Here is a 25611-nt window from a genome sequence, read left to right as displayed (position 1 = left end):
CATTCCGGAGTCCTTCAAGGTCCTCATCAAGGAAATGCAGTCGCTGTGCCTCAACGTCGAGGTGCTCTCCAGCGACGGCATGTCCATCGAGATGCGCGACACCGACGAGGACGTCTTCCGCGCCGCGGAAGAGCTCGGCATCGACCTGTCCCGGCGCGAGCCGAGCAGCGTCGAAGAGGTCTGAGCCCGGCGGCAATCCGTCCGGCGCCTCCGAGCGGAGGCGCCGGACGGCTCAGGCCACCTGCGACGAGGGGAGCGCCTGCTCGGCCCAGATGCACTTGCCGTCGGCGGTGAAGCGGGTGCCCCAGCGTTGCGAGAGGGCCGCGACGAGCTGGAGGCCGCGCCCGCCCTCGTCGGTCTCGCTCGCGCGGCGGATCCTCGGGGTGGTCAGGCTGCCGTCGGCGACCTCGCAGATGAGCGTACGGCTGCGCAGCAACCGCAGGCGCAGCGGGCCCTTGGCGTGCCGGATGACGTTTCCGACCAGCTCGCTGGCCACGAGTTCGGTGGTCATGACGAGGTCGTCCAGGTGCCAGGCGGAGAGCTGGTCGCGCACGTGCTCGCGGGCCTCGCGGGCCGCGATCGGGTTGTCGGGCAGAGCCCAGGAGGCGACGTCCTCGGCCGCGAGCCGGTGGGTGCGGGCGATGAGCAGGGCGGCGTCGTCGGGGATCTGCTTGCGGGTCGGCAGCATGGCCTCGGTGACGGACTCGCAGAGCCGGTCGAGGTCGCTGTCCGAGAGGCCGCTCCGCAGGCCGGTCAGGAGCTGGGTGAGCTCGGCCAGGCCGCTGTCGATGTCGCGGGTGGAGGACTCGATCAGCCCGTCGGTGTAGAAGACGAGCAGGCTGTCCTCCGGCACGCGCAGCTCGTGCGTGCTGAGGGGCGGCGCGGCGGCGCCGAGGGGCGGATCGGGCGTCACGTCGAGGACGCGGACCGTGCCGTCGGGGCAGACGAGGGCGGGCGGCGGATGACCGGCGCTGACCAGGGCGCACTCGCCGCTCGTCGGGTCGTACACCGCGTACAGGCAGGTGACGTAGAAGTCGTCGCCGAGGTCGCTGACGAGGTCGTTGAGGTGGGCCAGGAGCTCTGCCGGCGGCAGTTCGAGGTCCGCGAGGGTGCGTACGGCGGTGCGCAGGCGCCCCATGGTGACGGCCTCGGTCAGGCCGTGGCCCATGACGTCGCCGATGACGAGGGCGACCCGGTCAGCGGACAGCGGGATGATGTCGTACCAGTCGCCGCCGACCGCCACGGTGCCGCCGGGCAGATAGCGGGCGGCGGCGGTGAGGCCGGGCAGGGACGGCAGGGCGCGGGGGAGCAGGTGGCGCTGCAGCTCCTGGGCGCGGGTGTGCTCCACGTCGTACATGCGGGCCCGGGCCAGAGCCTGGGCGATCAGCCCGCTGAGCGCCGTGAGCAGGGTGCGCTCCTCGCTGGTGAACTGGTGGGGCCGGTCGAAGGAGATCACGCAGTAGCCCATCGGCTGGCCGGGCACGCGCAGCGGGAGGATGGCCCAGCTGTCCAGGCGCGAACCGGCCGTACGACCGGCTCCCGGCGCGGGCCGCTCGGCCGTCGACGTGATGAAGACCGGCACGTGGGACCGCAGCACGTCGGCGTAGGCGGAGGGGACGAGGGCCGCCCGGTTCTGGAACTCGCCGAGGAGGTCGGTGGGGGCGCCGATGGACTCGACCACGTGGAGGTGATCGCCCTCCCGGGTCAGGACGGTCAGCCCCGCGGCCCCGAACGGCGGCAGCACCTGCTCGGCGATGACCTGCATGACGTCGCGGAGCGTCACCGCGTCGCCGAGGGCACGGGTCAGCTCCTGGATCTGCACGGCCCGCTCGGCGGCGGCCTGCGCGGCGGCCTCGCGCTGCTCGTCCTGGATCCGCTTGTCGGTGACGTCGGCGAGGTAGAGCGTCAGCCCGTCCGGAACCGGCACCAGGCGCACGTGGTACCACCGGCCGTCGCTCGGCCAGCGCATGTCGAAGCTGGCGGGCACGCGTTCGGCGGCGACCTGGCGGCACATCGCCTGCAGCTCCGCCGTGCGGGCCGAGGCCACCTCCCACAGCACCCGGCCGTTCAGGTCGCCGGACCCGAGAAGCCGCTCGGCGACGAGGTTGACGAACATGATCCGCCCGTCGCGGTCCACGGCGAGGAAGGCGTCGCTCATGTCGCGCAGCGCGCGCCCGGCCGACTCGCGGGCCACCCGGCTCTCGGTCGTGTCCCAGACCGTGCCGACCATGCGGACCGGCTCGCCCCGCTCGTCGAGCACCAGGCGGCCCCGGGCGTGCATCCAGCCCGTGGTCCCGTCCGGGCGGCAGGCGCGGTACTCGACCTCGTAGAGGGCCCGGGTGCGGATTGCCTCCTCGGTCGCGGCCATCACCCTGGGCAGGTCCTTCGGGTGGACGATGTTCGACCAGGTGTCGATGTGGTGCGGCGCGGTCGCGGGGTCGATGCCCAGCATGGTCAGCGCCGGCTCGTCCCAGTAGAGGTCGCCGGTGCGGATGTTCCAGTCCCAGGACCCGATCTTGACGGCCTTCAGCGCCTTGCGCAGGCCGGAGTCGGCGCACCGTTCCGGCCACCACTGCCCTTTCGTCCCCGAGTCGGCGCCGGTCCTGGCCAGCCGCCTGGCCAGCCAACCGGCCAGCGACCGCAGGAACTCCTGCTGCTTCCCGGCCGGCTCGGCGGCGCCGTCGCAGAGCACCGACAGCACGCCGAACGGCTGGCCCGGGCCGCGCAGCGGGACGGCCGCCACCGTCCCGGGCCTGGCCCCGTCCAAGCCGGAGCGCGAGACGGGGACGCAGGCGGGCGTCCCGTCGCGCAGGACGCCCACGATCACGTCGCGGGTCCCGCCCCACGCCTCCTGCACCGCCGGGGGCAGCCCGGACGCGGTCACCAGGCGCGGCTCCCGGCTGCCGACCGGCCCGGCCCAGTGGATCATCCCGCCGAGCGCGTGCAGGTCGGCGACCGCCTGATCAAGGGCGTACTCCAGCACCTCGATGTCGCTCAGACCGGCGCACACCGAGGAGAGCAGGCGAAGGCGTTCCTCCCCCGAAGGAGCGACGGAGGACCTGTTCACCGCCATCCCCTCGCCCCCCAGCAGTCACGAGAGAGGTAGGCCGCCAGCCCGATGCCGGACGCTTCTTCCACAGAGTAACGAAACGCTCGCCAAGAGCGGGCAAAGCGGGGTCAGCGGGCCGCGGCGCCGGCGGCGGAGTGGGCCTGCTGGAGGGCGGACAGGAAGAGGTCGGACGGCTGGGCGCCCGACACGCCCCAGGTGTCGTTGAGCACGAAGAACGGCACGCCGCCGGCGCCGAGCCGCCGCGCCTCGCGGACGTCCGCGGCCACCTCGGCGGCGTAGGCGTCGCCGCCGACGACCCGCCGGACCTCCTCCTCGGGGAGCCCGACCTCGGTGCCCAGGCGTACCAGGGTGTCGGGGTCGTCGACGACCTCGCCCTCGACCAGGTGCGCGCGCAGCAGCCGCTCGTGCATCGGGTCGTCCAGGCCGTGCTCGGCGGCCAGTTGGCCGAGCCGGTGCGCGTCCAGGGTGTTCACCGCCACCGCCCGGTCGAAGTCGTAGGCCAGGCCCTCGGCGGCGGCCAGCTCGGTGACCTGACCGGTCATCTGCCGCACCTGGGCCGCCGACCCGCCGATCTTCTTGGCCAGCATGTCGTACACCGGTTCGCGGGCGCCCTTGGGGTGCGACGGATCGAGCTGGAAGCTGTGCCAGCGGACCTGGACCTGGTCGGCGTGCTCGAACCGGCCGATGGCCGTCTCCAGGCGTCGCTTGCCGATGTAGCACCACGGGCAGACGACGTCGGACCACACATCGATCCGTACCTGCGTGCTCACAGGAAGCACACTCCGTCCGTGCACACCGGCGCGGCATCCGTGCCGACGGGGACAAGGGTGGGGAGCCCGGCCGGCTGAGGGCCGGACTGGTCGGTGTCGTCAACCGGCGCCGGTGTCTCGAAGGGGGAGACAGACATGGTCACTTCCTAATAGTTACTTCTTGTGTGCAACCTTAGGATAGGTAACCGATGAGGTGACGTGGAAGAAGGTACATTCATGTCAGTTACGCACACGCGTGTGCCTTGGGAAGGAGGCGCCCGGTGTCAGGCCCGTACCTGAACGTGCCCGTGCCCGTGCCCGCCGACGGTGACTGCCCCATCCGCGAGGTCCTCGACATCGTGGCCGACAAGTGGAGCGTACTGATCGTCGTCCTGCTCGGGCAGCGGACCCACCGCTTCAGCGAGCTGAACCGCTCGATCGAGGGCATCAGCCAGCGCATGCTCACCCTCACCCTGCGCACTCTCGTACGCGACGGCCTCGTCGCCCGGACCGCCTACGCGAGCGTCCCGCCGCGCGTCGAGTACGAGCTGACCGAGCTCGGCCGCACCCTGCTCGGCCCGCTGACCGCGCTCGACGCCTGGGCCCGCGAGCACCGCGACGACATCGTGGCCGCCCGCCGGCGCCACGACGCCCCGGAGGCGGAGGCCGCCCGGCGATGAGCCCGCGTCCGGCAGCCGCCTGACCTGTCCGGCCATGGCCGCCGGCGCGAGATCACCTTCGGTCATGCACCCAGTCCGTACGGCGGGCTCTCCCGCGATCCAGCGATTTGCCGGCGGGCGTCCGGCCGTACAGCTCCGCCGGGCGCATGGTGACGGCCGTCACGAGCAGGCCGTCGGCGGCGAGCCAGCGGCCGACGAAGCCGGTCAGCTCCCGCCCGAGCACCCGGGGGCCGGGGACGAGGAAGCGGGCCGTGAAGGTCCCCGTCCGGGTGAGGGTGATGTGCGCCTGGTCGAAGCCCAGCCAGCGCCGCGTCAGCGGGAACCACGCCTTGTAGACGGCCTCCTTGGCGCAGAACAGCAGCCGGTCCCAGTGGACGCCGGAGCCGAGCCGGGCCAGGGCGGCGAGCTCCTGTTCGAGGGCGATGGCGGGCAGGACGCCGTCGGGGAGCGGCTCGTGGGGCTCGGCGTCGATGCCGACGGTCAGCGCGTCCAGGGAGACCGCGGCCGCCCGGTATCCGGCGCAGTGCGTGATCGCCCCGGCCACCCCCGGCGGCCAGCCGGGAGCGCCGCGTTCGCCGGGCAGGATCGGGACCGCGAGCAGCCCCAGCCGGTCCAGGGCGCGGCGGGCGCAGTGGCGGGCCGTGGTGAACTCGCGGCGCCGCTTGTCCACGGCGCGGGCGATGACGGCCTCCTCCTCGGGGAAGAGGGTCGCGTCCGGCGGGTCCTCGAACGCCTCCTCGGCGGCCACCCACGGCGGCAGGATCTTCTCGATCATGGCACGGGCAGGATCTGGCGGAGCCGGCCGGGCAGGGTGGGGCGGGGCCGCCACTCACGCGGGTAGCCCAGGGAGACCTCCTCGAAGCGGACGCCGTCGTGCCAGGTGGTGCGGGGGATGTGGAGATGGCCGTAGACGGCCGCGCAGGCGTTGAAGCGCAGGTGCCAGTCGGCGGTGCGCTCGGTGCCGCACCAGATCGCGAACTCCGGATGGCGCAGGACCAGAGTCGGCTCCCGGACCAGCGGATAGTGGTTGACCAGCACCGTCGGGACGCCGGGCGGGAGGGCGGCCAGGCGGCGTTCGGTCTCGGCGACCCTGGCGGCGCACCAGGCGTCCCGGGAGGCGTGGGGGTCCGGGTGGAGGAGGAACTCGTCCGTGCAGACCACGTCCTTGGCGTAGGCGAGGGCGAGGGCCTCGTCCTTCGTCTCGGCGTCGGGGGTGCGGAAGGTGTAGTCGTACAGGAGGAACAGCGGGACGATCGCGGCCGGGCCGCCGGGGCCCGTCCAGGTGGGGTACGGGTCCTCCGGCGTGACCACGCCCAGGCTGCGGCAGACCTTCACCAGGTGCTGGTAGCGCTCCTCCCCGCGCAGCTGGACCGGGTCGGAGGGATGCGTCCACATCTCGTGGTTGCCCGGCACCCACACCACCTTCGCGAAGCGGCGGCTGAGCAGCGTCAGGGCCCATTCGAGGCCGGCGACCTCCTCCGACACGTCCCCGGCCACCAGCAGCCAGTCCGAGGGGTCGCCGGGCCGCAGTTCCTCGACGATGCGCCTGTTCTCCGCGTATCCGACGTGCAGATCGCTGATGGCCAGCAGCGCGGTCATGCGCGGATCGTCTCCAGGGACTTGAGCACGGTCTCGGCCACGGCGGCGTTGTGGTCGCGGACGAAGAAGTGCCCGCCCGAGAAGACGTGCAGTTCGAAGCCGCCGCTGGTGTGCGCCTCCCACGCCTGCGCCTCGGCCAGGCTCGTCAGGGGATCGGCGTCGCCGGTCAGCGCGACGATCGGGCAGCCCACCGGCGGCCCTCCCGCGAACCGGTAGGTCTCGATCGCCCGGTAGTCGGCGCGGATCGTGGCCAGCACCATCGCCCGCAGCTCGGCGTCGTCCAGCACCGCCGCCTCGCTGCCGTTCAGCGCCTTCAGGTGCGCCACGAGCTCGCGGTCGTCGAGCAGGTGCAGCATGTCGTGGCGGACCCGGCTGGGGGCGCGCCGCCCCGACACGAACAGCGCCGACGGGCCGTGGTCGCCGAGGGCCAGGGCGGTCTCGAACGCGACGAGCGCTCCCATGCTGTGCCCGAAGAACGCCCGCGGCCGGCCGTCCCCGGGGCCCAGGACGTCGGCGATGCGGCCGGCCAGCACCCGCAGGTCGTTGACGGGCGGCTCGTGGCGGCGCTCCTGCCTGCCGGGGTACTGGACGGCCAGCAGCTCGGCGGAGGGGGCCAGCGCCGCCGCCAGGGGGTGGTAGAAACTGGCCGATCCTCCGGCGTGCGGGAAACAGATCACCTGCGCGTCGCCGTGCGGCGACGGATGGGAGCGGTGGAGCCAGGGACTGGTCCTCGTCACGGCGTCTCTCCTTCGGCTTCGGTTCGGGGACTCAGTTCGGGGACGGGGCGTCGCGGAACTCGGCGGCGACGGACCGGACGTAGCGGCCGTAGCTGGACGCGGAGAGCTCGCTGCCCAGCCGGTCGCAGGCGTCGGCGTCGATGAAGCCCATCCGGAGCGCGATCTCCTCCACGCAGGCGATGCGCACCCCCTGCCGCTGCTCCAGCACCTGGACGTACTGGCTGGCCTGGAGGATGGACTCCGGGGTCCCCGCGTCCAGCCAGGCGAACCCGCGCCCGAGGTCGACGAGCCGGGCCTTCCCGCGCTCCAGATAGGTACGGTTCACGTCGGTGATCTCCAGCTCGCCCCGGGCGGACGGCTGCAGGTTCTTGGCGATGTCCACCACGTCGTTGTCATAGAGATACAGGCCGACGATCGCCCGGTTGGATCGGGGGTGAGCGGGTTTCTCCTCGATGGAGATGAGCCGGCCGTCGGCGTCGGTCTCGCCGATCCCGTAGCGTTCGGGGTCGCTCACCGGATAGCCGAACAGCACGCAGCCGTCCACGTCGGACGTGCTCTGCTGGAGGATGTCGAAGAACGAGTGGCCGTGGAAGATGTTGTCGCCGAGCACGAGGGCCACCGAGTCGTCGCCTATGTGGTCGGCCCCGATGATGAAGGCGTCCGCCAGGCCGACCGGCTGGGCCTGCTCCGCGTAACTGATGTCGAGCCCCAGATGCGACCCGTCGCGCAGCAGGCGGGTCAGCTGGGGGAGGTCCGTGGGGGTCGAGATGATCAGGATGTCGGTGATGTTCGCCAGCATGAGCGCCGACAGCGGGTAATAGATCATCGGCTTGTCGTTCACCGGGAGAAGCTGTTTCGAAACGGCCAGGGTCAGCGGGTAGAGCCGGGTTCCGTGACCGCCCGCCAGAATGATGCCCTTCATGTCTGATTCCTTCGATGAAACTCGTAGACGGAAATCAATCAGTGGGGGTGAGTGTGATCCTGCTCGCGGCGTGCCGTTCCACCTGCGCGCGGCTGTAGAGAAGCGGGAAATACTCGCCCGACCGCCAGCGCTCCGCGAGATCCCGGTAATGCGGGCTGCGCGGGTCACCGGACTGGCCGGGCGCGTTCACGGCGCGCGAGTTGTCCCATCGGCCGACGTCCAGCACCATCTTGAACGAGGCGCCCGACGACTGCTGGAGGGTGGACGGGCTGTAGGCGGACGCGTCCACCGTGTACGCCGAGCCGCCCCGGGGGAAGGGACCCACGCCCGGGCCGAGAGGGCTGGTGAACGTGGTGTACTGCAGCGCCCCCCACCTCCACGTCCGCGGGTCGGCGCCGAGCCGCCCGGCGACCTCGCGGTAGGCGGCGGCCAGCGACGTGTCCAGCAGCTTGTCCCGCGCGGCTTTCCCCTCGGGCCCGAACCAGCGCTCCGGGTTCTCCAGCGCGTCGATCAGCAGGCGGGCGTCGACGAAGGGGATGGAGTCGGCCACCTCCGGCGGCAGCACGGCGCGGCGGAAGGCGGGCGCGAGATGGCGCGAGAACCACGGCTCGAACAGCGCCGCCGCCGGCGAGCCGGCGTCCGCCACCCCGTCGTAGGAGCGGAGCAGTCGCAGCGCCCGCGTGGTGTCCGGGTCCGCGCTCGTCAGGCCGTCGAGCAGGCGCACGATCCGCCGCGCGGGGGTGGACACCTTGTCGGCCTGCAGGCGGATGGAGTCCTCGACCGTGCCGCGCGGGCTCGACGCGAGCACCTCGTCGATCCGCTGCCTGCGGTAGGGCGGATCCCACTCGAACCCGATCTCGTCCGGGTGGTCCGCGGGGAGGTTGAACTCGTTCGCCGAGGCGACGAATCCCTGCCGGGGATTGTAGGAGCGGGGCAGGCGGGCGCCGTCGAGGAAGCCGTCCCACTCGTAGCGGCCGTCGCCGGGGACGGGCAGCAGGCCGTCGTAGCCGTCACGCCTGGGGGTGAGGGCGCCGGGCACCCAGCCGATGTTGCCCGAGACGTCGGCGTACACCTGGTTCTCGGGAGGGCCGCCCCAGGTGCGCATGGCCGCCGAGAACTCCGCCCAGTCGCGGGCCCCCATGTACGTCATGCTGCCGAAGTAGGGGGACGTGCCGGGCTCCAGCCAGGTGGTGCGCACGGCGTACGCGAGATTGCGCTGCCGGTCGATCTTGATCACCGGCCCGTGCCTGGTGAAGGGCAGCTCCACGTCGACCGGCGCCGCGCCCGCGACCGGCACCCGCTCGGCCGTCGTCCTGAAGCGCTCCCAGCCGCCGCCGTACCGGTACCTGCCCGGGTCGGCGGGGTCGAGCTCGTAGACGTAGAGGTCCTCCTGGTCGGCGCCGAAGATGGTCAGGCCGAACGCGACGGTGCCGTTGTGCCCCATCGAGATCCCGGGGAGCGCGGGCTCACCGGCCCCGATGACGTCGAGCCCGGGGGCCGACAGGTGGGCCATGTAGCGCAGCGAGGGCGCCGTCAGCGACCGGTGCGGGTCGCCGGCCAGGATGGGGCGGCCCGTGGCGGTGCGGCCCGGCGAGATCGCCCAGCTGTTGCTGCCGCCGATGTCGGCGGGGGAGGTGGCGGGGGCCGGGCGTAACGCGCCGTTCTCGAAGACCACGCCCCGCGTGGCCAGCTCGTACGTCCGCAGCACGTCCATGGGCACGGCGCAGGGGTCGAGTCCCTTGGGCACGGCGGCGGCCCGCTCCGGCTCCAGCCGCCACATCGCCGCGGACGCCTTCGTCCCGCCAGCGCAGACGACGAGCGAGCGCAGCACCTCGCTGTAGACGTTCTTGGAGATGCCGTGGCTCCTGATCCGCACCACGTCCTCGGGCCGCCACAGCGCGGGCGCGTACCCGAGCTGCCGGAACTCGGGCGGCAACTGCTCCGGGTTGCGCGCGAGCCAGCGCACGTAGGCGTTGACGCCCTCGGTGAAGCGGGTCGCGGCCCGCTTCGCCGAGGGACCGTAGCTCGCCCACTCCCGGTCCATGTCACCGCGGTAGAGGAACATCCGCGCCGCCTTGTCCTGCTCCACGTAGGCGGGGCCGAACACCGAGGAGAGCTCTCCCAGGCCGCGCCGCCGCCAGAGGTCGATCTGGAACAGCCGGTCCCTGGCGGCGTTGAAGCCCTGCGCGAGGAAGAGGTCGTCGGTGTCGCGGGCGTAGATGTGCGGCACGCCCCACCGGTCCACGATCAGCTCGACCGGCTGCTTGAGACCCGGGACCCGCCGGGTCTCCGTGTCCTGCGAGCGGGCCGCGGCGGGCAGTGTCGTCAGTGCCAGGACGAGCCCGGCCGCCAGCGCCGTTCTGGCGCGCAGGCGATTTCGCATGGCACAGCACCTCTCGTTCAACGCGGCTCGTACCCTTTGAGGGGCTTCCACCAGTCGCGGTGCTCCAGATACCAGCGCACCGTCTCCGCCAATCCTTCGGTGAACGGGACCCGCGGCGCGTAGCCCAGCTCCTTCTGGATCTTGCTGATGTCCACGGAGTAGCGGAAGTCGTGGCCCTTGCGGTCCGCCACCGGCCGGACCATTGACCAGTCCATGCCCATGATGTCCAGCACCCGCCTGGTCAGCGTCAGGTTGCTCAGCTCGGTCCCGCCGCCGATGTTGTAGACCTCGCCGGCGCGTCCCCCCTGCGCGACCAGCGCGATGCCGTCGCAGTGGTCGTCCACGTGCAGCCAGTCCCGCACGTTCGCGCCGTCGCCGTAGAGGGGCACCTGCAGCCCGTCCGCCAGGTTGGTGACGAACAGCGGGATGACCTTCTCGGGGAACTGGTACGGGCCGTAGTTGTTGGAGCATCGGGTCACGCACACGTCCAGCCCGTGCGTCCGGTGGTAGGCCAGGGCGAGCAGGTCGGAGGACGCCTTCGACGCCGAGTACGGGGAGTTCGGTCCGAGAGGGTCGTCCTCCGAGAACGAGCCCTCCGCGGTGGAGCCGTAGACCTCGTCCGTGGAGACGTGCACGAACCTGCCGACCCCGGCCTCCAGCGCGCACTGCAGCAGCACCTGGGTGCCGAGCACGTTGGTCCGGACGAACTCCGCCGACTCCTCGATGGAGCGGTCGACATGCGATTCGGCGGCGAAATGGAAGACCAGGTCCACCTTCTCCATCGCGTCCCGCACGAGCGGCACGCCGGCGATGTCCCCGTGGACGAACCGCAGCCGGGGGGCGTCGAGCACCTCCGCCAGATTCTCCAGGTTCCCCGCGTACGTCAGCTTGTCGAGCACCACGACCTCGGCCTCGGCCAGCGCCGGATAGTGCCCCTGGAACACCCTGTTGACGAAGTTCGACCCGATGAAACCGGCGCCACCCGTCACAAGAATGCGCATCCTCAATCCTCTTCGTAGGCCCGGTCCGGTCCGCCCGGCGGCGACTTCCATGACAGGACGCGCGCGGCGGCGTCGGCCAGTGAATTCCGGATATTTAGGGGGGCCGGCGCCGGAAAAAGCTCTTGGGTCCGACCGGGCCGTACATTTAGGGGCCGTTTAGGGGCTGACGGGACGGCACCCGGCCGTGCCTGCCGAAACCCGGTAGGGGTGGTGATAAGGGTTGGTGTGCGAGGGGCGCCCATGTAGCGTTCTTGCTGATGAGACCGGCCGAATTCGGCGCCGTCTCGGGAATTCGCACCCCGTGCCCACGGCTTGTGAGAGGTGGCGAACGTGCGAGAAAAGACCTCCTTTTCGGAATCAAATCTTTTTGAGGGCGGACGACGTTGCTGACTATCAGCCCCACCGGCTCCCCTGTCGTTCAGGAGGACCGCGAGCGCGATTTTCGTGAACCTGCCGTCCGCCTGGCCCGGCTGCTGGACGCCGGCTCCGTCGTGCCGCTGCACGACGCGGACGCCAGCGGGGTGAGCGCCGTACGAGGGCGCGTGGCGGGACGGGAGGTGATCGCCTACTGCACCGACGCCCTCAACATGGGCGGCGCGATGGGCGCGGAGGGCTGCCGCTGGGTCGTGGCCGCCATCGACGCGGCCGTGCTCGAAGGCGTTCCCGTGATCGGCCTGTGGCACTCCGGCGGGGCCAGGCTGGCCGACGGCGTCGAGTCGATGGACGGCGTCGGAAAGGTGTTCCGCGCGATGACCCGGGCCTCCGGCCGGGTGCCCCAGATCTCGGTCGTCCTCGGACCGGCCGCCGGAGCCGCCGCCTACGGGCCCGCGCTGACGGACGTCGTGATCATGTCGTCCGCCGCCCGCATGTTCGTGACCGGCCCCGACGTCGTACGCACCGTCACGGGCGAGCAGGTCGACATGGAGTCCCTCGGAGGCCCCGGCGCCCACGGCCGCAAATCGGGCGTGGCGCACGTGGTCGTCGAGGACGAGGCGGAGGCGTACCGGACGGCACGGCGCTTCACCGAGCTCTTCAACGGCCCGCGCTCCTTCGACCCGGACCTGGTCAAGGACGGCGACGACCTCGGGGTGCTGCTGCCGGAGAACCCGCGCCGCGCCTACGACGTGCGGCCCCTGGTCCGCGAGCTCCTCGACGACGGCGCGTTCGAGGAGCTGCAGCCGCGCTGGGCGGCCAACGTCGTCGTCGGCCTCGGCCGGCTCGCCGGCGGGACCGTCGGCGTCATCGCCAACAACCCCCTGCGCAAGGGCGGCTGCCTGGACTCGCTCAGCGCCGAGAAGGCCTCGCGGTTCGTGCGCATGTGCGACGCGTTCGGCATCCCGCTGGTCGTGCTCGTGGACGTGCCCGGCTACCTGCCCGGCGTCGGCCAGGAATGGGACGGCGTGATCCGGCGCGGCGCCAAGCTCCTGCACGCGTTCGCCGAGGCCGTCGTGCCCAGGGTCACCCTGGTCACGCGCAAGTCGTACGGCGGCGCGTACATCGCGATGAACTCCCGCTGCCTCGGGGCGACGGCGGTCTTCGCCTGGCCCCAGGCCGAGGTCGCGGTGATGAGCGCGGAGGCCGCCGTGGGCGTCCTGCACCGCAAGCGGCTCGCCGCCGCCCCCGACGAGGACCGCGAGGCGCTGCGGCTGAGCCTCGTCGAGGAGCAGATCCGCACGGCCGGCGGCGTGGGACGCGCCCTCGCGCTGGGCGTCGTGGACGAGGTGGTCGAGCCCGCGCACACCCGGCGGAGGATCGCCGAGGCCCTGGCCGCGTCGCCGGCGCGGCGCGGCGACCACGGCAACATCCCCCTCTGACCGCGGCCGGTCGTACTGATGGGAAAGGCGTACTGGTAGTGGCCAAGCAATCCACGGGAATCCTGGGAACCGGTTCCTACCTGCCCAAGGAAGAGGTCGCCAACGAGGAGGTGGCGGCCAGGGCCGGTGTGACCGCGGAATGGATCCAGCGCAAGACCCAGATCTCCGCCCGCCGCCATGCCGCTCCCGACGAGGCCACCTCCGACCTCGCCGTCCGGGCCGCCAGGAGCGCGCTGAGCCAGGCCGGCGTCGACGTCGGACAGATCGGCTACATCATCGTGTCCACCTCGACCGGCGACTCACCCCAGCCGCCGACCTCGTACCTGGTCCAGGACGCGCTCGGCGGGCGCGGCGCCGCCTGCTTCGACATCAACGTCGTCTGCAGCGGATTCGTGTACGCGCTGGCGCTGGCCGACAGCCTCGTCGCGCTCCGCCCCGACACCTACGCGCTGGTGGTGGCCGCGGACGTGTACTCGCGCATCCTCGACGCCACCGACCGCCGCACGGCCGTGCTCTTCGGGGACGGCGCCGGCGCGGCCGTCGTCGGCCCGGTGCCGGAAAAGTCCGGGATCATCGGCTTCGACCTGTCCAGCGACGGCACGGCCAGCCAGCTCATCAGGGTCGACGCCGGCGGCAGCAGGCTGCCCGCCTCCCACGAGACGGTCGAGGCCGGCGACCACTTCTTCCGCATGGACGGCCGCGGCGTCAGGAACTACGTGATGGAGCACGTGCCGCCCATCCTGGAGGGCCTGGTGAGCCGCGCGGGCTTCCGGCCGCACGAGGTCGACGTCTTCGTGCCGCACCAGGCCAACGGGGTCATGGTCACCGAACTGGTCGAACGCGCCGGCCTCACCGGCGCGCGCACCGCCCGGACGCTGGAGCGGTACGGAAACGTGGGCAGCGCCTCGGTCCCCGTGGCGCTCGACGAGGTGAACCGGTCGGGCCTCATCAGGGACGGCGACCTCGTCCTGCTCGCCGGGTTCGGCGGCGGCATGTCCATCGGGGCGTGCCTTCTTCACTGGTCGGCGCCGACGGTGCCGGTGTCACAGGAGGCGTGATGAGCGAGATGCGCAAGGTCGGCATCGTCGGGTGCGGCGTCATGGGCTCGGGCATAGCGGAGGCGTGCGCCCGCGCCGGGCTCGACGTGATCGTCGCCGTGTCCACGGAGGCGTCCCTCGCGCCCGCGCGGCGGCGCCTGACCGCGTGGCTCGACCGGGGCCTGCGCAAGGCCACGATCGGCGAGGCCGAGCGGGACGCGGCCCTGGCCCGCGTCTCCTTCGTCACGGACCTCGCCGAGCTCGGGGACCGGCAGATCGTCTTCGAGGCCGTCCCGGAGAGCGAGTCGATCAAGCTCGACGTGCTGGGCGCGCTGGACAAGATCCTGGACGACCCCGACGTGATCCTCGCGTCGAACACCTCGTCCATCCCGATCATCCGGCTGGCGCGGGCCACCAGCCGGCCCGCCCAGGTGATCGGGGTGCACTTCTTCAATCCGGTGCCCGCGCTCCCGCTGGTGGAGCTCATCGGGTCGCTGCTGACGGCGGACGAGACGTACGCGCGGGCGGAGTCGTTCGTCGCCGGGACGCTCGGGAAACAGGTGATCAGGTCGCAGGACCGCGCCGGTTTCGTGGTCAACGCGCTGCTCATCCCGTTCCTGCTGTCGGCCGTGCGGATGGTGGAGAGCGGGTTCGCCCGCGCCGACGTCGTCGACCGGGGCATGGTGCTGGGCTGCTCCCACCCGATGGGCCCGCTGAAGCTGGCCGACCTGATCGGCCTGGACACGGTGGCCTCGATCGCCGAGGCCCTCTACGAGGAGTTCAAGGAGCCGCTCTACACGCCCCCGCCGCTCCTGCTGCGCATGGTCGAGGGCGGCCTCCTGGGAAAGAAGACCGGCCGCGGGTTCTACGAATACGCGTAGCGGCCGGCGGACATCACAGAAAGGTTTTCGGACATGCAGATCCGCCAGCTCAGGGTGGACGGCGCGTTCTTGATCGAACCCAAGGTCTTCCACGACGACAGGGGCCTGTTTCTCGAGGCGTTCAGCCAGCCGGAGTTCCAGAAGGCGGTCGGCCACGAGCTCTCGGTCGCCCAGGTCAACTGCTCGGTGTCGCGGCGCGGGACGATCCGCGGCCTGCACGCCACCGCGCTGCCGGGCCAGGCCCGCTACATGACCTGCCCGCAGGGCGCCATCATCGACATCCTGGTCGACATCCGGGTCGGCTCGCCCACCTACGGCCAGCACGTCGCGGTCGAGCTGAGCGCGGAGAACCGCAACGCCCTCTACCTGGCCGAAGGGCTCGCCCACGGGTTCGCGCCGCTGACGGACCAGGCCACGGTCGTCTACCTGTGCTCCAGCACGTGGTCCCCCGACACGTCGATCCAGATCGACCCCCTGGACCCGGAGCTCGCCCTGCCCTGGCCGCCCAAGCGCGACCTGCTGTCGGAGAAGGACCTCGTCGCCCCGTCCCTGCGCGAGGCCGAGAAGCTCGGGCTGCTGCCGGACTACTCCGCGTGCCGCGCCCGCTACGCCGAACTCCAGGACCCCGCCCTCGTCGGCTGACGACGGGCGAGCACAGGCAAGGAGCACAGCCAATGATCCCGTTGTTCAAGGTGCCGATGTCCGACGAGGCGCCGGCCGCCGTCGCCGAGGTGGTCGGCAGCGGCCAGATCGGCCAGGGAGCCAAGGTCGTCGAGTTCGAGGAGGCGCTCGCCGCCAGGATCGGCAACCCCAGGGTGGCCACCGTCAACAGCGCCACCGCCGGGCTCCAGCTCGCGCTGCGCCTGGTCGCCGGCGACGACGACGGCCAGGGCGAGGTGCTGTCCACGCCGCTGACCATGGAGGCCACCAACTGGGCGATCCTGGCCAACCGGCTGCGGATCAAGTGGGTGGACGTCGACCCGGCCACTCTCAACGTCGACCTCGACGACCTGGCCAGGAAGATCACACCCAGGACCCGCGCCATCATGGTGGTGCACTTCGCCGGATACCCGGTGGACCTCGACCGGCTCGCCGCGATCCTCGACGACGCCGAGGCCGCGTTCGGCTCCCGGGTCACCGTGATCGAGGACTGCGCGCACGCCTGGGGAGCGACCTACCGCGGCGCGCCGATCGGCACCCACGGCAACATCTCCGTCTTCAGCTTCCAGGCCATCAAGCACCTCACCACCGGCGACGGCGGAGCGCTCGCGCTGCCCACCGACGAGCTGCACGAGCGGGCCAGGCTGCTGCGCTGGTTCGGCATCGACCGCAGCGCGGACCGGCTGCGCAACCCGCCTGACGTGCCCGAGTGGGGCTACAAGTTCCACATGACCGACATCAACGCCTCGATCGGGCTGGCCAACCTGGTCAAGGCGGACGAGGTGGTGGCCAGGCACCGCGACAACGCCGCCTTCTACGACCGGGAGCTGGCCGGCATGACCGGGCTGGAGCTGACCGAACGCGCCGGCGACCGCCAGTCCTCCTTCTGGATCTACCCGATGAAGGTGGACGACCGGGACGGGTTCCTGAAGCGCATGGACGCGGCCGGGATCATGGCCAGCAACGTGCACGAGCGCAACGACCTGCACACGTGCGTGCGCGAGTACGCCGCCCTGCTCCCCGGTCTGGAACGGGTCGCCAAGCGCGTGGTGTGCGTACCGGTCGGCTGGTGGGTCACCGACGAGCAGCGCCGCCACATCGTGGACACCATCAAGGAGGGCTGGTGACCTCCGCCGTGCCATCGCGGACCGCGATCGTCTTCCCCGGCATGGGCCCCGTCCAGTTCGCCGACGTCGCCGGCTTCATGCGGGGCGATCCCGCGGCGCGGCGGCTGATCGCCGCCGCCGACGACGTCCTCGGCTACTCGCTGGTGGACCGCCTCCAGGAGTCCCGGAGCGACTACAGCGAGGCCGCCCAGGTGGCGTTCATGGTGAACTGCGTGGCCCTCGCGGACTGGGCCGAGCGGACCCTGGACGTGGAGCCGGCCGTGTGCGTCGGCCCGAGCTTCGGCGGCAAGGCGGCCGCGGCGTACTCGGGCGCCCTGTCCTTCGAGGACGCCGTGCGCATGACGGCCGGCCTCGCCCGCTGCACCGACGACTACTTCGCCCACGAGCACCGGGACATCGTCACCCACTCCTTCGTGCGCACCCCGGAGCCCAGGCTGCGGGAGGTGCTGGCCGAACTGGACGGGCGCGGCGAGTGGTACGACCTGTCCTGCTACATCGACCATGACTTCTACATGCTCTCCCTGGCGGAGCGGCAGGTGGAGTGGCTGCAGCAGCGGGTACGGGCCATCGGCGGGCTCCCGCTGTACACGATGCGCCCCCCGATGCACTCGGCCGCCTTCCAGCCGCTGCGGCGGCGGGCGGAGGAGGAGGTCTTCGACGGCCTCCAATTCGCCGACCCGCGGCTGCCGGTGGTGGACGACCACGACGGCGCCCTGCTGACGACCGGGGACGGCGTGCGGACGATGCTGCTCGACGGCTTCGTCCGGCCCCTGCGCTGGCCGGAGGTGGTGGCGGCACTGCGGCGGCTGGAGGTCTCCAGGGTGTGCGTCTCAGGGCCGGACAGCCTGTTCGGGCGGGTGGCGGTCACCAGGGAGAACTTCGCGGTGACGCCGGTGAATCCGAGACTGGCGATGATGCCCCGCCCCGCTTCGGTGGCTTAGCCCGAAATGCGACGAGGCCACGGCTCACCTGATGATGAGCGCGTGGCCTCGTCGCGGGCGTCAGCCGGCGGTCTCGGAAATCCGGCCCAGCGTATTCCACAGCACGGCGGGGGTCTGGAAGGTCTCCGGGGTCAGCGCGTCGTCCCGGAATCGCACCCCGTACGTGTCCTCCAGGGCGCCCAGCAATTGCACGATGCCGAGCGAGTCGAGGCCGAACTCCAGCAGCGCGACGTCCTCCCGGAGTTTCTCGTCGGCCGGGAGAAAAGGCAGGTGCTGGCGCAGGATCTCCTCGAATCGATTGTCCCACATGGCGCGCGGATTCCTTTCTCAATCGAATATCTAGACTTGACGTTATAGCGCGGAAACCCCGATGTCCACGGATTCTGCAAAAGAATCTGACAAACAATTCCGGGCCTGCCGCCCGGAATAATTGTGGCCGGAGGAACAATGACCGGAGAATCCAACCCCGCCCTCTATGAATTCTTTCTGCGCGGTCTGGCGAAGTCGCCCGGCCGGGCGGCGTTCCGGGCCGGCGCGGACACCTTGACCTACGACCAGCTCCACCGGCTGGCCCTGCTGTGGGGCGGCGCGCTGCTGCGTACGTCACCCACCGCCGTCGGGGTGCTCGCCGCCAAGGGGACCGTCTCCTACGCCGGGATCCTCGCCGGCCTCTTCGCCGGGGTGACCGTCGTACCGCTCCAGCCGGACTTCCCGGCCGCGCGCACCAGGCATATGATCGAGGCCGCCGGGGTGTCGGCGCTCATCGTCGACGAACGCGGGCGGAAGGTCGCCGAGGAGCTGCTGGGCGAGGGCGTGGACGTCGCCGTCCTCGCGCTCGACACCGACCCGATCGACCCCGGGCTCGCCCTCCCGCGGCCCCGGCCGGTCGAGGCCGGCGACATCGCGTATGTGCTGTTCACCTCGGGCTCCACCGGGACGCCCAAGGGCGTGCCGATCACCCATGGCAACACCGCGCACTATTTCCGGTTCCTTGCCGGTCGGTACGACTTCACCGGCGACGACGTCTTCTCCCAGACGTTCGACCTGACCTTCGACTGCGCCATGTTCGACCTGTTCTGCGCCTGGGGGGCCGGGGCCACGTCCGTGGCCGTGCCGCCGCACGCGTACCGGAACCTGCCCCGCTTCCTCGCCGAGCAGGGGATCACGGTGTGGTTCTCCACCCCCAGCGCGATCTCGATGGTGCGCAGGACCGGCGGTCTCGGCGCCGCCGCCATGCCGTTCCTGCGCTGGAGCTTCTTCGCCGGAGAGGCGCTGAAGGTCGCCGACGCCACCGACTGGCAGCGGGCCGCCCCCGCCTCCGTCCTGGAGAACCTGTACGGGCCGACCGAGCTGACCATCACCATCGTCGGTCACCGCTGGTCCCAGGAGACCTCGCCCGGGCTGGGCGTCAACGGCCTGTCGCCGATCGGGTTCGTCAACGACGGACACGACCATCTGCTGCTCGACGACGAGGGACGGCCGACCGGCACCGAGGGCGAGCTGTGGATCACCGGCCCGCAGACCACCCCCGGATACCTCGACCCCGAGCACGACCGCGGCCGGTTCGTCGAGCGCGAGGGCCGCGTCTGGTACAACACCGGCGACCGGGTCCGGCGCGCGGCCAACGGCGAGCTCGTCTATCTCGGCCGGGGCGACGCCCAGGTCCAGGTGCAGGGCTGGCGCGTCGAGCTGGCCGAGATCGACCACGCCGTACGCGGCTGCGACGGCGTCGAGGACGCGGTGACGGTGAGCACCACGGCCGACGACGCCACCGCGCTCGTCGTCTTCTACACCGGAGCCCCCGCGCCGCCTGCCCGCTTCGCCGCCCAGCTCCGCAGGACGCTGCCGGCGGGCCTCATTCCCCGCCACTACCACCACCTGGACGAGCTGCCGCTGAACCCCAACCGCAAGGTCGACCGGGCCGGCCTGCGGGCCCGGGCCGCGGAGCTGGTCGGCTGAGCTCCGGATGCGGGGCTGGTTCAGCCCCGCATCCCGCGGCGCAGTGAGAAGATCATGTCCTCGCGCATCTTCTTCGTGATCTCGGCATGCGCGATCACGGACGCGCCGTGGAAGGTCCCCGGATACAGCACGAGCTCCGTCGCAACCCCCGCCTGGACGAGCCGCTGGGCGTACTCGATGCCCTCGTCGCGCAGCGGGTCGAACTCGCACACCACCACCAGCGCCGGGGGCAGCCCGGTGAGGTCGCCGGCCCGCATGGGCGCCGCGTAGGGTGACACGTCCGGTCCCCCCGGAGCCGGGCCGTCCTTGAGGTAGTACCGCCACATGGCCTCGTTGTTGCGGCTGTTCCAGCTGGGAGTGTCGACGAAGTCCCGCATGGACCGCGTCGTCATCCGGTCGTCCAGCACCGGCACGTCCAGGAACTGGAAGCAGATCTGCGGGCCGCCGCGGTCACGGGCGAGGAGGGAGACCGCCGCGGAGAGGTTCCCGCCGGCGCTGTCACCGCCGACCGCGATCCGCCCGGGGTCCAGGTCGAGCTCCCCGGCCGCGGAGTGCAGCCACGTCAGCGACGCGTACGTGTCCTCCAGCGCCCCGGGGAACGGGGTCTCGGGGGAGAGCCGGTAGTCGACCGACACCACGACGGCGCCGACCCTGTCGGCGATCTCCGTGCACCGGGCGTCGAACACCACCATGTCGGAGGCGACGAACCCGCCCCCGTGCAGGTAGAGGAGCGCCGGCCGGGGGCGGTCCGCGGCGGGCGGGCGGTAGAGGCGCACCTTCACCGGGGGCGCGCCCTCGGGGCCGGGGATCTCCCGATCGCCGATGTCCACGGGCTGGCCGGGCGTGTACTGCGGGAGTTTCTCGTGGAAGGCCCGCTCTTCCTCGGGGGTGAGGGTGATCTCCCGGTTGACGACCTGGGAGAGTTCGACGTCGGGGATCATCGACGCCCACGGCGCGAGCTCTGAGTCGAGGTTGTAGCGCATGAGATCATCCTCCGTGCCGGGGCGGCGGCGGGTCATCCGCCGAATGGCCGCCGCCGGACGGGTCCGCCCGGCCGAACGGCGGTGTTCATTGCGCGGGTGTTCATTGCGCGGGTGTTCATTGCGTGAGTGTTCATTGGACGGCGTTCATTGGGCGGCGTTCATTGGGCGGTGGCGCCGCCGTCTATGGCGAGTGCCGCGCCGGTGATGAAGGCCGCGTCGTCGCTGAGGAGGAACGCGACGAACGCGGCGATCTCATCGGGATGCGCCGCCCGTCCCGAAGGGTTGGGCACCCGGGTCTCCAGCGGCCCGTCCAGCGGCGCCCCCAGCAGGTTGCGCAGCAGCGGGGTGTCGACGTTGCCGGTGACCAGCGCGTTCACCCGTACGCCGCGCTCGGCGTTCTCCAGGGCGACGGCCCTGGTCAGCCCGACCACCCCGTGCTTGGCGGCCACGTACGGCGCCGCGCCCGGGATCCCCGCGCAGCCGTAGGTGGAGGCGTTGGTCACGATCGAGCCCCCGCCGGCGGCCAGGATCGCCGGGACCTGGTGCTTGAGGCCGTAGAAGACGCTGGTGAGGTTCTGCTCCAGGTCCGCCCGCCAGTGCGCCTCCTCCACGTCGGACACCAGCCCGGTCCCGTTCACGCCGCCGACGTTGTTGAACGCCCCGTCCAGCCGGCCGAACTCCGCCACCGCCGAGCGCACCACACGTTCGGCGTCGGCCTCCACCGTGACGTCGGCCGGGACGAACAGCGCCCGGCCACCCTTCGCCTGGATGTCGGCCGCCACCTGCGCGCCTACGTCCTCGCGCCGGGCCGCGATCACCACGGCGGCGCCGTCGGCGGCGACCCGCTCCGCGACGGCCTTCCCGATGCCGGAAGTCCCCCCTGTGATCACGACGACCTTGGAAGCCAGGTCAGCAGCCACGTCTCATCCTCCGCAAGCTAGTGGTCCGACGGTTCGCGGAACCGGTTGATCTGATCGATGTGGCGGGCGCGGAACTCGGGGTCGTCGACGCCGAGACCGGGGCGCGGCGCCAGGCACAGGACCCCGACCTTGCCGCTGTGGGCGTTCGCGTGCACGCGGCGGGTCGCCACCCCGACCTCGTCGAGGTCGTAGACGGCGGACAGGGTGGGGTGGATCGCCCCCTTGGCGATGAGCCGGTTGGCCTCCCAGGCCTCCCGGTAGTTCGCGAAGTGAGTGCCGACGATCCGCTTCAGCGCCATCCACAGGTAGCGGTTGTCGTACTGGTGCTGGTAGCCGGAGGTGGAGGCGCAGGTGACGATCGTGCCGCCGCGGCGGGCCACGTACACGCTCGCGCCCATGGTCTCCCGGCCCGGATGCTCGAAGACCACGTCGGGGTCGTCGCCGCCGGTCAGGTCCCGGATCCGGGCACCGAACCGCTTCCACTCCTTGGGATCGGGGGTCTCCGGGTCCTTCCAGAACCGGAAGCCCTCGCCGGCCCGGTTGATGACCAGCTCCGCGCCCTGGGCCCGGACCAGCTCGGCCTTGTGGTCGCTGGACACCACGCACACCGGGATCGCCCCGGCACGCAGGGCGAGCTGGGTGGCGTACGAGCCGAGCCCGCCCGCGGCGCCCCAGATGAGCACCACGTCGCCGACCTTGATCTGCGCGCCGTTGCGCGAGATGAGCTGGCGGTAGGCCGTGGAGTGCACCAGGCCGGAGGAGGCCGCCTCCTCCCAGGTCAGGTGGGCGGGCTTGGGCATGAGCTGGTTCGCCTTGACCAGGCTGAGCTGCGCGAGCCCGCCGTAGTTGGTCTCGTACCCCCAGATGCGCTGGTCGGGGTCGAGCATGCTGTCGTCGTGGCCGTCGGCCGAGGAGAGCTCGACCGACAGGCAGTGCGCCACGACCTTGTCACCGGCCTGCCAGCGGTGGACGCCGGGGCCGGTCTTCAGCACGACGCCCGACATGTCCGAGCCGAGCACGTGGAAGGGCTGGTCGTGGATCCCGGCCGACGGGACCGCTTTCGCGTAGCGCTTCAGGAAGCCGAACGTGTGCATCGGCTCGAAGATGGCGCTCCACACCGTGTTGTAGTTGATGCTGCTCGCCATCACCGCGACGAGCACCTCGCCCGGGCCGGGCTCCGGCGTGGGCACGTCGGACAGGGTCAGCGACTTCGCGGGATCGCGGTTCTCGGCCGGGATGTCGCCGAACATGTCGACGTCGTCGTGGAGCACGACCGCCGCCCGATAGCTCTCCGGGATCGGGAGGTTCCTGAGCTGTTCGGCGTCGTACTGCTCGGACAGGAGGACGTCTCTGATTTCCTTCATCGATTCTCCTTGGCGGGAGTTCGAGCGGGTTGGGGTCAGGGGCCGGCGACAGGACGCGCGGCCCGCCGGGTCAGGACGCGCCGAGCTGGTCGTCCAGCGCGGCGAAGAGCTCCTCGTCGGAAAGGTCGTCGAGGTCCTGGTCGACCTCCTCCGCCGCGCCGTTCACCCCTTCGGCCGCGAGCAGGATGGTCCGGAACCGGTCGCTGATCTGCGCCCGGTCCCCGGCGGACAGGGCCTGCTCCCGTAGCAGCCGCTCCATCTCGTCGAGCTGGGCGAAGATCGAGCCCGACGGCGTCTCGGGAGAGAGCCTGTCCTGGACGAACCGGGCGAGGGCCAGCGGGGTGGGATGGTCGAAGACCAGGGTGGCCGGGAGCTTCAGGCCGGTGGCCCGGCCCAGCCGGTTGCGCAGCTCCACCGCGGTCAGCGAGTCGAACCCGAGCTCGTTGAACGCCCGGTCCGGCTGGACCGGGTCGTCCGAGGTGTGCCCCAGCACCGCCGCGGCCTCCGCGCGTACCAGGGACACCACCAGGCGCTCCCGCTTGGCCGGCGGCAGCTCCGCGAGCCGCGCCGCGAACGTCGGACCGTCGTCGTCCCCCGCGGTGGCCGCCGGCGCGTCGAGCGCCCGCGTGAACTCGGGAACGGCGCTCACCAGGGGACGCGGCCGCGCCAGCGCGAAGGCGGGCGCGAAGCGCTCCCAGTCGATGTCGGTCACCACCAGGTGGCCCTCGCCGCTGCCGACCAGCTGGCCGATGGCCATCGCCGCGGCGTCGGGCGCCATCGGCCTCAGGCCGCTCCTGCCCAGCTGCTCCCCGGCGTCCTCCATCATCCCGCCGCCGCCCCAACCGCCCCAGGCGATCGAGGAGCCCGCCAGCCCGCGGCTCCGCCGGCGCTGCGCCAGCCCGTCGAGGAAGGCATTGGCGGCGGCGTAGGACGACTGCCCGCTCGACCCCCACACGGCCGCACCGGAGGAGAACATCACGAACGCCTCCAGCGGCCGCTCACCCAGGAGCTCGTCCAGGTTGATCGCCCCGATGACCTTGGACCGGGCGTAGCCGGCGAAGTCCTCCAGCGTGGTGTCGGCCACGAGCATGTCGTCGTGCCCGACACCGGCCGCGTGCATCACCGCCGTGAGGTCGGGGATCGACTCCAGCAGGTCCCGTACGGCGGCGCGGTCGGCGACGTCGCAGGCGGCGACCGTGACCGCGGCGCCCAGTCCCGTCAGCTCCGTCTCAAGCTCCGCGACGCCCTCGGCGCCGCGGCCGCGGCGGCTGACCAGCACCAGGTGGTCGGCGCCCTCCCGGGCGAGCCACCGCGCCACGTTCGCTCCGACCCCGCTGGTGCCGCCGGTGACCAGCACCGTCCCGTTCGGCTTCCAGCTCCGCGCCCGGTCCGCCCGGCCGTTCGGCGAGCGCACCATGCGGCGTGCCCGTACGACGCCCGAGCGGATCGCCACCTGGTCCTCGCCGCTCGTGCCCGCGAGCACCCCCTGGAGCAGCGCGATGTCCTCGGCTCCCGGGGCGGGGGGAAGGTCGACGAAGCCGCCCCAGGTGTCCGGATGGTCCACCGCGAGCACCGCGCCGAGACCCCAGAGAGCAGTCTGGAACGGCCTGACACTCTCGACGGCTCCACCTTCGGCGGCGGTGCCCTCGGCGCCCCCGGCTTCGGTGGCCCTGTCATCGGTGGCTCTGTCGCCGGTGCCTCTGCCGTTGGCGGCTCTGTCGTCGGTGGCCTCGCCGTTGGTGGCCTCGTCAAGGGCGAACGCGCCGGACGTGGCCAGCCACAGGGGCGCGCTCACCTCCGCGTCGGCCAGCGCCTGCACCAACGTGACGGTCGCCGCGGCACCCCGGGACAGCGTCGGGTGCTCCTCGTGCGGCTCGTCGTCGAGCGGCAGGAGGCAGAGCACCCCGGTCAGCCCCGACCTGGCCTCCGCACGTACGGCTTCAGCGAGCGCGGCACGGTCCTCGCCGCCGACCACCAGCGGATACACCCGGGCCGCCTGCCGGGACAAGCCGTCCAGGACATCTCGGATGATCCGCGGATCGCCGCCCGCGGCGGGCACCGCCACCAGCCACGCCGTACCGGTGATCCCCGCCGCGCTGGGCGCGCTCACCCCGCGCCACACCAGCTTGTAACGCCAGTCGTCCAGCACGGACCGCTTGCGCTCCGCGTCCCGCAGGGTCGACAGAGCGGGAAGCACGGTCCTCAGGGCGTCGGCGTCCACCTTCAACCGGCTGGCCAGCGCGTCCGTCTCCTCCGACTCCAGCGCCTTCCAAAAACCGTCGTCCCGGGGGCCTTCCGACCCGTGCCCGTGGGACGGCGGCTCCAGCCAGTAGTGGTGGTGTTGGAAGGGGTAGGTGGGCAGGTCGGTGGTGGTGGCGTGGGTGTGGGTGAAGAGGTTGTGCCAGTTGATGGGGGTGGTGGTGTGGGTGTGGGTGGTGGCGATGGCGGTGAGGAGGGTGTGGGGTTCTGGGTGGTTTTTGCGGAGGGTGGGGGTGATGGTGGTGTGGGTGTCGTGGGGGAGGTTGTGGGGGGTGATGGCGGTGAGGGTGGTGTCGGGTCCGATTTCGAGGTAGGTGGTGACGCCGGTGTGGTGGAGGTGGGTGATGGTGTTGGCGTATTGGACGGGTTGGCGGGCGTGGTGGGCCCAGTGGGTGGGGGGGAGGGTGTGGGTGGGGGTGGCGGTGGTGTTGGTGATGAGGGGGGTGTGGGCTTGGTGGTGGGTGAGGGTGTGGGCGAGGGTGTTGACGGAGTCGGGGACGTCCGGATCGTGCAGGATGGCGCCGC

Annotated in this window: 24 protein-coding genes; 10 read left to right on the top strand and 14 right to left on the bottom strand. The window is 71.7% G+C overall.

Translation table 11 applies throughout. The annotated features are described in order from the left end of the window. On the top strand, positions 1–184 hold a 184-nt coding region (locus tag ACFKCF_RS59915; RefSeq protein WP_380762009.1), incomplete at its 5' end, for a hypothetical protein. Positions 185–232: 48 nt separating this feature from the next. Here the strand turns inward: ACFKCF_RS59915 and ACFKCF_RS59910 are convergent. The 3 genes from ACFKCF_RS59910 to ACFKCF_RS59900 form a co-directional block, all read right to left on the bottom strand. Further along, positions 233–3067 carry a SpoIIE family protein phosphatase gene (locus tag ACFKCF_RS59910; RefSeq protein ID WP_394506238.1) on the bottom strand — a complete coding sequence of 945 codons (2835 nt, stop codon included), beginning with the start codon at positions 3065–3067 and terminating at the stop codon, positions 233–235. A 110-nt stretch (positions 3068–3177) separates the two neighbouring features. Beyond that, on the bottom strand, positions 3178–3840 hold the full coding sequence (locus tag ACFKCF_RS59905) for a DsbA family oxidoreductase (RefSeq protein ID WP_394506237.1): 663 nt from the start codon (positions 3838–3840) through the stop codon (positions 3178–3180). Next, positions 3837–3977, bottom strand: coding sequence for a hypothetical protein (locus tag ACFKCF_RS59900; RefSeq protein WP_394506236.1), 141 nt, complete (start codon positions 3975–3977; stop codon positions 3837–3839). Before ACFKCF_RS59900 ends, ACFKCF_RS59905 begins: the two co-directional genes overlap by 4 nt. Before the next feature lie 123 nt (positions 3978–4100). On the opposite strand from ACFKCF_RS59900, the gene ACFKCF_RS59895 reads away from it, so the two are divergent. Next, positions 4101–4499 (top strand): winged helix-turn-helix transcriptional regulator, encoded by a 399-nt coding sequence (locus ACFKCF_RS59895; protein WP_394506235.1) that lies wholly within the window; start codon positions 4101–4103, stop codon positions 4497–4499. Between the two features lie 52 nt (positions 4500–4551). On the opposite strand, the gene ACFKCF_RS59890 is transcribed toward ACFKCF_RS59895, so the two are convergent. Genes ACFKCF_RS59890 through rfbB form a run of 6 tightly spaced genes read right to left on the bottom strand, consistent with a single transcriptional unit; the run spans position 4552 to position 11141 of the window. Beyond that, a complete protein-coding gene (locus ACFKCF_RS59890; protein ID WP_394506233.1) occupies positions 4552–5274 on the bottom strand; it encodes a 4'-phosphopantetheinyl transferase in 723 nt (240 codons plus the stop codon). Then, a complete protein-coding gene (locus ACFKCF_RS59885; RefSeq protein WP_394506231.1) occupies positions 5271–6098 on the bottom strand; it encodes a metallophosphoesterase family protein in 828 nt (275 codons plus the stop codon). Before ACFKCF_RS59885 ends, ACFKCF_RS59890 begins: the two co-directional genes overlap by 4 nt. Further along, the gene (locus tag ACFKCF_RS59880) at positions 6095–6835 is read right to left on the bottom strand and encodes a thioesterase II family protein (protein WP_394506229.1); all 741 of its coding nucleotides are present in this window, start codon (positions 6833–6835) and stop codon (positions 6095–6097) included. The genes ACFKCF_RS59885 and ACFKCF_RS59880 overlap by 4 nt, the downstream gene beginning before the upstream one ends. Positions 6836–6866: 31 nt before the next feature. Continuing rightward, positions 6867–7757 carry a glucose-1-phosphate thymidylyltransferase RfbA gene (gene rfbA / locus ACFKCF_RS59875; RefSeq protein WP_394506227.1) on the bottom strand — a complete coding sequence of 297 codons (891 nt, stop codon included), beginning with the start codon at positions 7755–7757 and terminating at the stop codon, positions 6867–6869. 34 nt (positions 7758–7791) lie between these two features. Continuing rightward, complete coding sequence (locus tag ACFKCF_RS59870; protein WP_394506225.1) at positions 7792–10140, bottom strand: penicillin acylase family protein; 2349 nt, start codon at positions 10138–10140, stop codon at positions 7792–7794. A gap of 17 nt (positions 10141–10157) precedes the next feature. Beyond that, on the bottom strand, positions 10158–11141 hold the full coding sequence (rfbB, locus tag ACFKCF_RS59865) for a dTDP-glucose 4,6-dehydratase (protein ID WP_394506223.1): 984 nt from the start codon (positions 11139–11141) through the stop codon (positions 10158–10160). Between the two features lie 392 nt (positions 11142–11533). Here rfbB and ACFKCF_RS59860 point away from each other — a divergent pair, with 392 nt between their 5' ends. Genes ACFKCF_RS59860 through ACFKCF_RS59835 form a run of 6 tightly spaced genes read left to right on the top strand, consistent with a single transcriptional unit; the run spans position 11534 to position 17601 of the window. Beyond that, positions 11534–12955: an acyl-CoA carboxylase subunit beta gene (locus ACFKCF_RS59860; RefSeq protein WP_394506240.1), complete on the top strand. Its 1422-nt coding sequence runs from the start codon at positions 11534–11536 to the stop codon at positions 12953–12955. A gap of 38 nt (positions 12956–12993) precedes the next feature. After that, complete coding sequence (locus ACFKCF_RS59855) at positions 12994–14013, top strand: 3-oxoacyl-ACP synthase III family protein (RefSeq protein ID WP_394506221.1); 1020 nt, start codon at positions 12994–12996, stop codon at positions 14011–14013. Beyond that, entirely contained in the window at positions 14013–14873 is an 861-nt protein-coding gene (locus ACFKCF_RS59850) for a 3-hydroxybutyryl-CoA dehydrogenase (RefSeq protein WP_394506220.1), read from the top strand. Before ACFKCF_RS59855 ends, ACFKCF_RS59850 begins: the two co-directional genes overlap by 1 nt. Before the next feature lie 33 nt (positions 14874–14906). Further along, on the top strand, positions 14907–15515 hold the full coding sequence (gene rfbC, locus ACFKCF_RS59845) for a dTDP-4-dehydrorhamnose 3,5-epimerase (RefSeq protein WP_394506219.1): 609 nt from the start codon (positions 14907–14909) through the stop codon (positions 15513–15515). A gap of 32 nt (positions 15516–15547) precedes the next feature. Continuing rightward, on the top strand, positions 15548–16660 hold the full coding sequence (locus tag ACFKCF_RS59840; protein WP_394506217.1) for a DegT/DnrJ/EryC1/StrS family aminotransferase: 1113 nt from the start codon (positions 15548–15550) through the stop codon (positions 16658–16660). Beyond that, positions 16657–17601, top strand: coding sequence for an ACP S-malonyltransferase (locus tag ACFKCF_RS59835; RefSeq protein WP_394506215.1), 945 nt, complete (start codon positions 16657–16659; stop codon positions 17599–17601). The genes ACFKCF_RS59840 and ACFKCF_RS59835 overlap by 4 nt, the downstream gene beginning before the upstream one ends. Before the next feature lie 60 nt (positions 17602–17661). On the opposite strand, the gene ACFKCF_RS59830 is transcribed toward ACFKCF_RS59835, so the two are convergent. After that, positions 17662–17910, bottom strand: coding sequence for a phosphopantetheine-binding protein (locus tag ACFKCF_RS59830; RefSeq protein ID WP_394506214.1), 249 nt, complete (start codon positions 17908–17910; stop codon positions 17662–17664). A 138-nt stretch (positions 17911–18048) separates the two neighbouring features. Between ACFKCF_RS59830 and ACFKCF_RS59825 the strand changes: the two genes are divergently transcribed. Beyond that, complete coding sequence (locus ACFKCF_RS59825; RefSeq protein WP_394506212.1) at positions 18049–19560, top strand: AMP-binding protein; 1512 nt, start codon at positions 18049–18051, stop codon at positions 19558–19560. Positions 19561–19580: 20 nt separating this feature from the next. Here the strand turns inward: ACFKCF_RS59825 and ACFKCF_RS59820 are convergent, their stop codons facing one another. Further along, positions 19581–20543, bottom strand: a complete 963-nt coding sequence (locus ACFKCF_RS59820) for an alpha/beta hydrolase (RefSeq protein WP_394506210.1) — start codon at positions 20541–20543, stop codon at positions 19581–19583. Here ACFKCF_RS59820 and ACFKCF_RS59815 point away from each other — a divergent pair. Further along, the gene (locus tag ACFKCF_RS59815; RefSeq protein ID WP_394506208.1) at positions 20542–20748 is read left to right on the top strand and encodes a pentapeptide repeat-containing protein; all 207 of its coding nucleotides are present in this window, start codon (positions 20542–20544) and stop codon (positions 20746–20748) included. The two genes, ACFKCF_RS59820 and ACFKCF_RS59815, sit on opposite strands and share 2 nt — an antisense overlap. On the opposite strand, the gene ACFKCF_RS59810 is transcribed toward ACFKCF_RS59815, so the two are convergent. From ACFKCF_RS59810 to ACFKCF_RS59800, 3 genes are all read right to left on the bottom strand, one after another. Beyond that, complete coding sequence (locus tag ACFKCF_RS59810; RefSeq protein WP_394506207.1) at positions 20702–21463, bottom strand: SDR family NAD(P)-dependent oxidoreductase; 762 nt, start codon at positions 21461–21463, stop codon at positions 20702–20704. The genes ACFKCF_RS59815 and ACFKCF_RS59810 overlap by 47 nt on opposite strands. A 17-nt stretch (positions 21464–21480) precedes the next feature. Next, a complete protein-coding gene (gene ccrA / locus ACFKCF_RS59805) occupies positions 21481–22827 on the bottom strand; it encodes a crotonyl-CoA carboxylase/reductase (protein WP_394506205.1) in 1347 nt (448 codons plus the stop codon). Between the two features lie 70 nt (positions 22828–22897). After that, positions 22898–25611, bottom strand: a 2714-nt coding sequence (locus ACFKCF_RS59800; RefSeq protein ID WP_394506203.1) for an SDR family NAD(P)-dependent oxidoreductase, incomplete at its 5' end; no start/stop codon positions are given.

The sequence above is a fragment of the Nonomuraea sp. JJY05 genome (assembly GCF_043496855.1).
Taxonomy (GTDB): domain Bacteria; phylum Actinomycetota; class Actinomycetes; order Streptosporangiales; family Streptosporangiaceae; genus Nonomuraea.
This window is presented reverse-complemented; position numbering and strand designations above follow the sequence as displayed.

What these genes read in the sequence shown, in the direction of transcription:
- ACFKCF_RS59820 (WP_394506210.1), bottom strand. Translation starts at nt 20,543, where the DNA reads ATGCGCTACAACCTCGACTCAGAGCTCGCGCCGTGGGCGTCGATGATC.
- ACFKCF_RS59840 (WP_394506217.1), top strand. Translation starts at nt 15,548, where the DNA reads ATGATCCCGTTGTTCAAGGTGCCGATGTCCGACGAGGCGCCGGCCGCC.
- ACFKCF_RS59900 (WP_394506236.1), bottom strand. Translation starts at nt 3,977, where the DNA reads ATGTCTGTCTCCCCCTTCGAGACACCGGCGCCGGTTGACGACACCGAC.
- ACFKCF_RS59825 (WP_394506212.1), top strand. Translation starts at nt 18,049, where the DNA reads ATGACCGGAGAATCCAACCCCGCCCTCTATGAATTCTTTCTGCGCGGT.
- ACFKCF_RS59870 (WP_394506225.1), bottom strand. Translation starts at nt 10,140, where the DNA reads ATGCGAAATCGCCTGCGCGCCAGAACGGCGCTGGCGGCCGGGCTCGTC.
- ACFKCF_RS59890 (WP_394506233.1), bottom strand. Translation starts at nt 5,274, where the DNA reads ATGATCGAGAAGATCCTGCCGCCGTGGGTGGCCGCCGAGGAGGCGTTC.
- ACFKCF_RS59830 (WP_394506214.1), bottom strand. Translation starts at nt 17,910, where the DNA reads ATGTGGGACAATCGATTCGAGGAGATCCTGCGCCAGCACCTGCCTTTT.
- ACFKCF_RS59885 (WP_394506231.1), bottom strand. Translation starts at nt 6,098, where the DNA reads ATGACCGCGCTGCTGGCCATCAGCGATCTGCACGTCGGATACGCGGAG.
- rfbB (WP_394506223.1), bottom strand. Translation starts at nt 11,141, where the DNA reads ATGCGCATTCTTGTGACGGGTGGCGCCGGTTTCATCGGGTCGAACTTC.
- ccrA (WP_394506205.1), bottom strand. Translation starts at nt 22,827, where the DNA reads ATGAAGGAAATCAGAGACGTCCTCCTGTCCGAGCAGTACGACGCCGAA.
- ACFKCF_RS59850 (WP_394506220.1), top strand. Translation starts at nt 14,013, where the DNA reads ATGAGCGAGATGCGCAAGGTCGGCATCGTCGGGTGCGGCGTCATGGGC.
- ACFKCF_RS59815 (WP_394506208.1), top strand. Translation starts at nt 20,542, where the DNA reads ATGAGATCATCCTCCGTGCCGGGGCGGCGGCGGGTCATCCGCCGAATG.
- rfbA (WP_394506227.1), bottom strand. Translation starts at nt 7,757, where the DNA reads ATGAAGGGCATCATTCTGGCGGGCGGTCACGGAACCCGGCTCTACCCG.
- rfbC (WP_394506219.1), top strand. Translation starts at nt 14,907, where the DNA reads ATGCAGATCCGCCAGCTCAGGGTGGACGGCGCGTTCTTGATCGAACCC.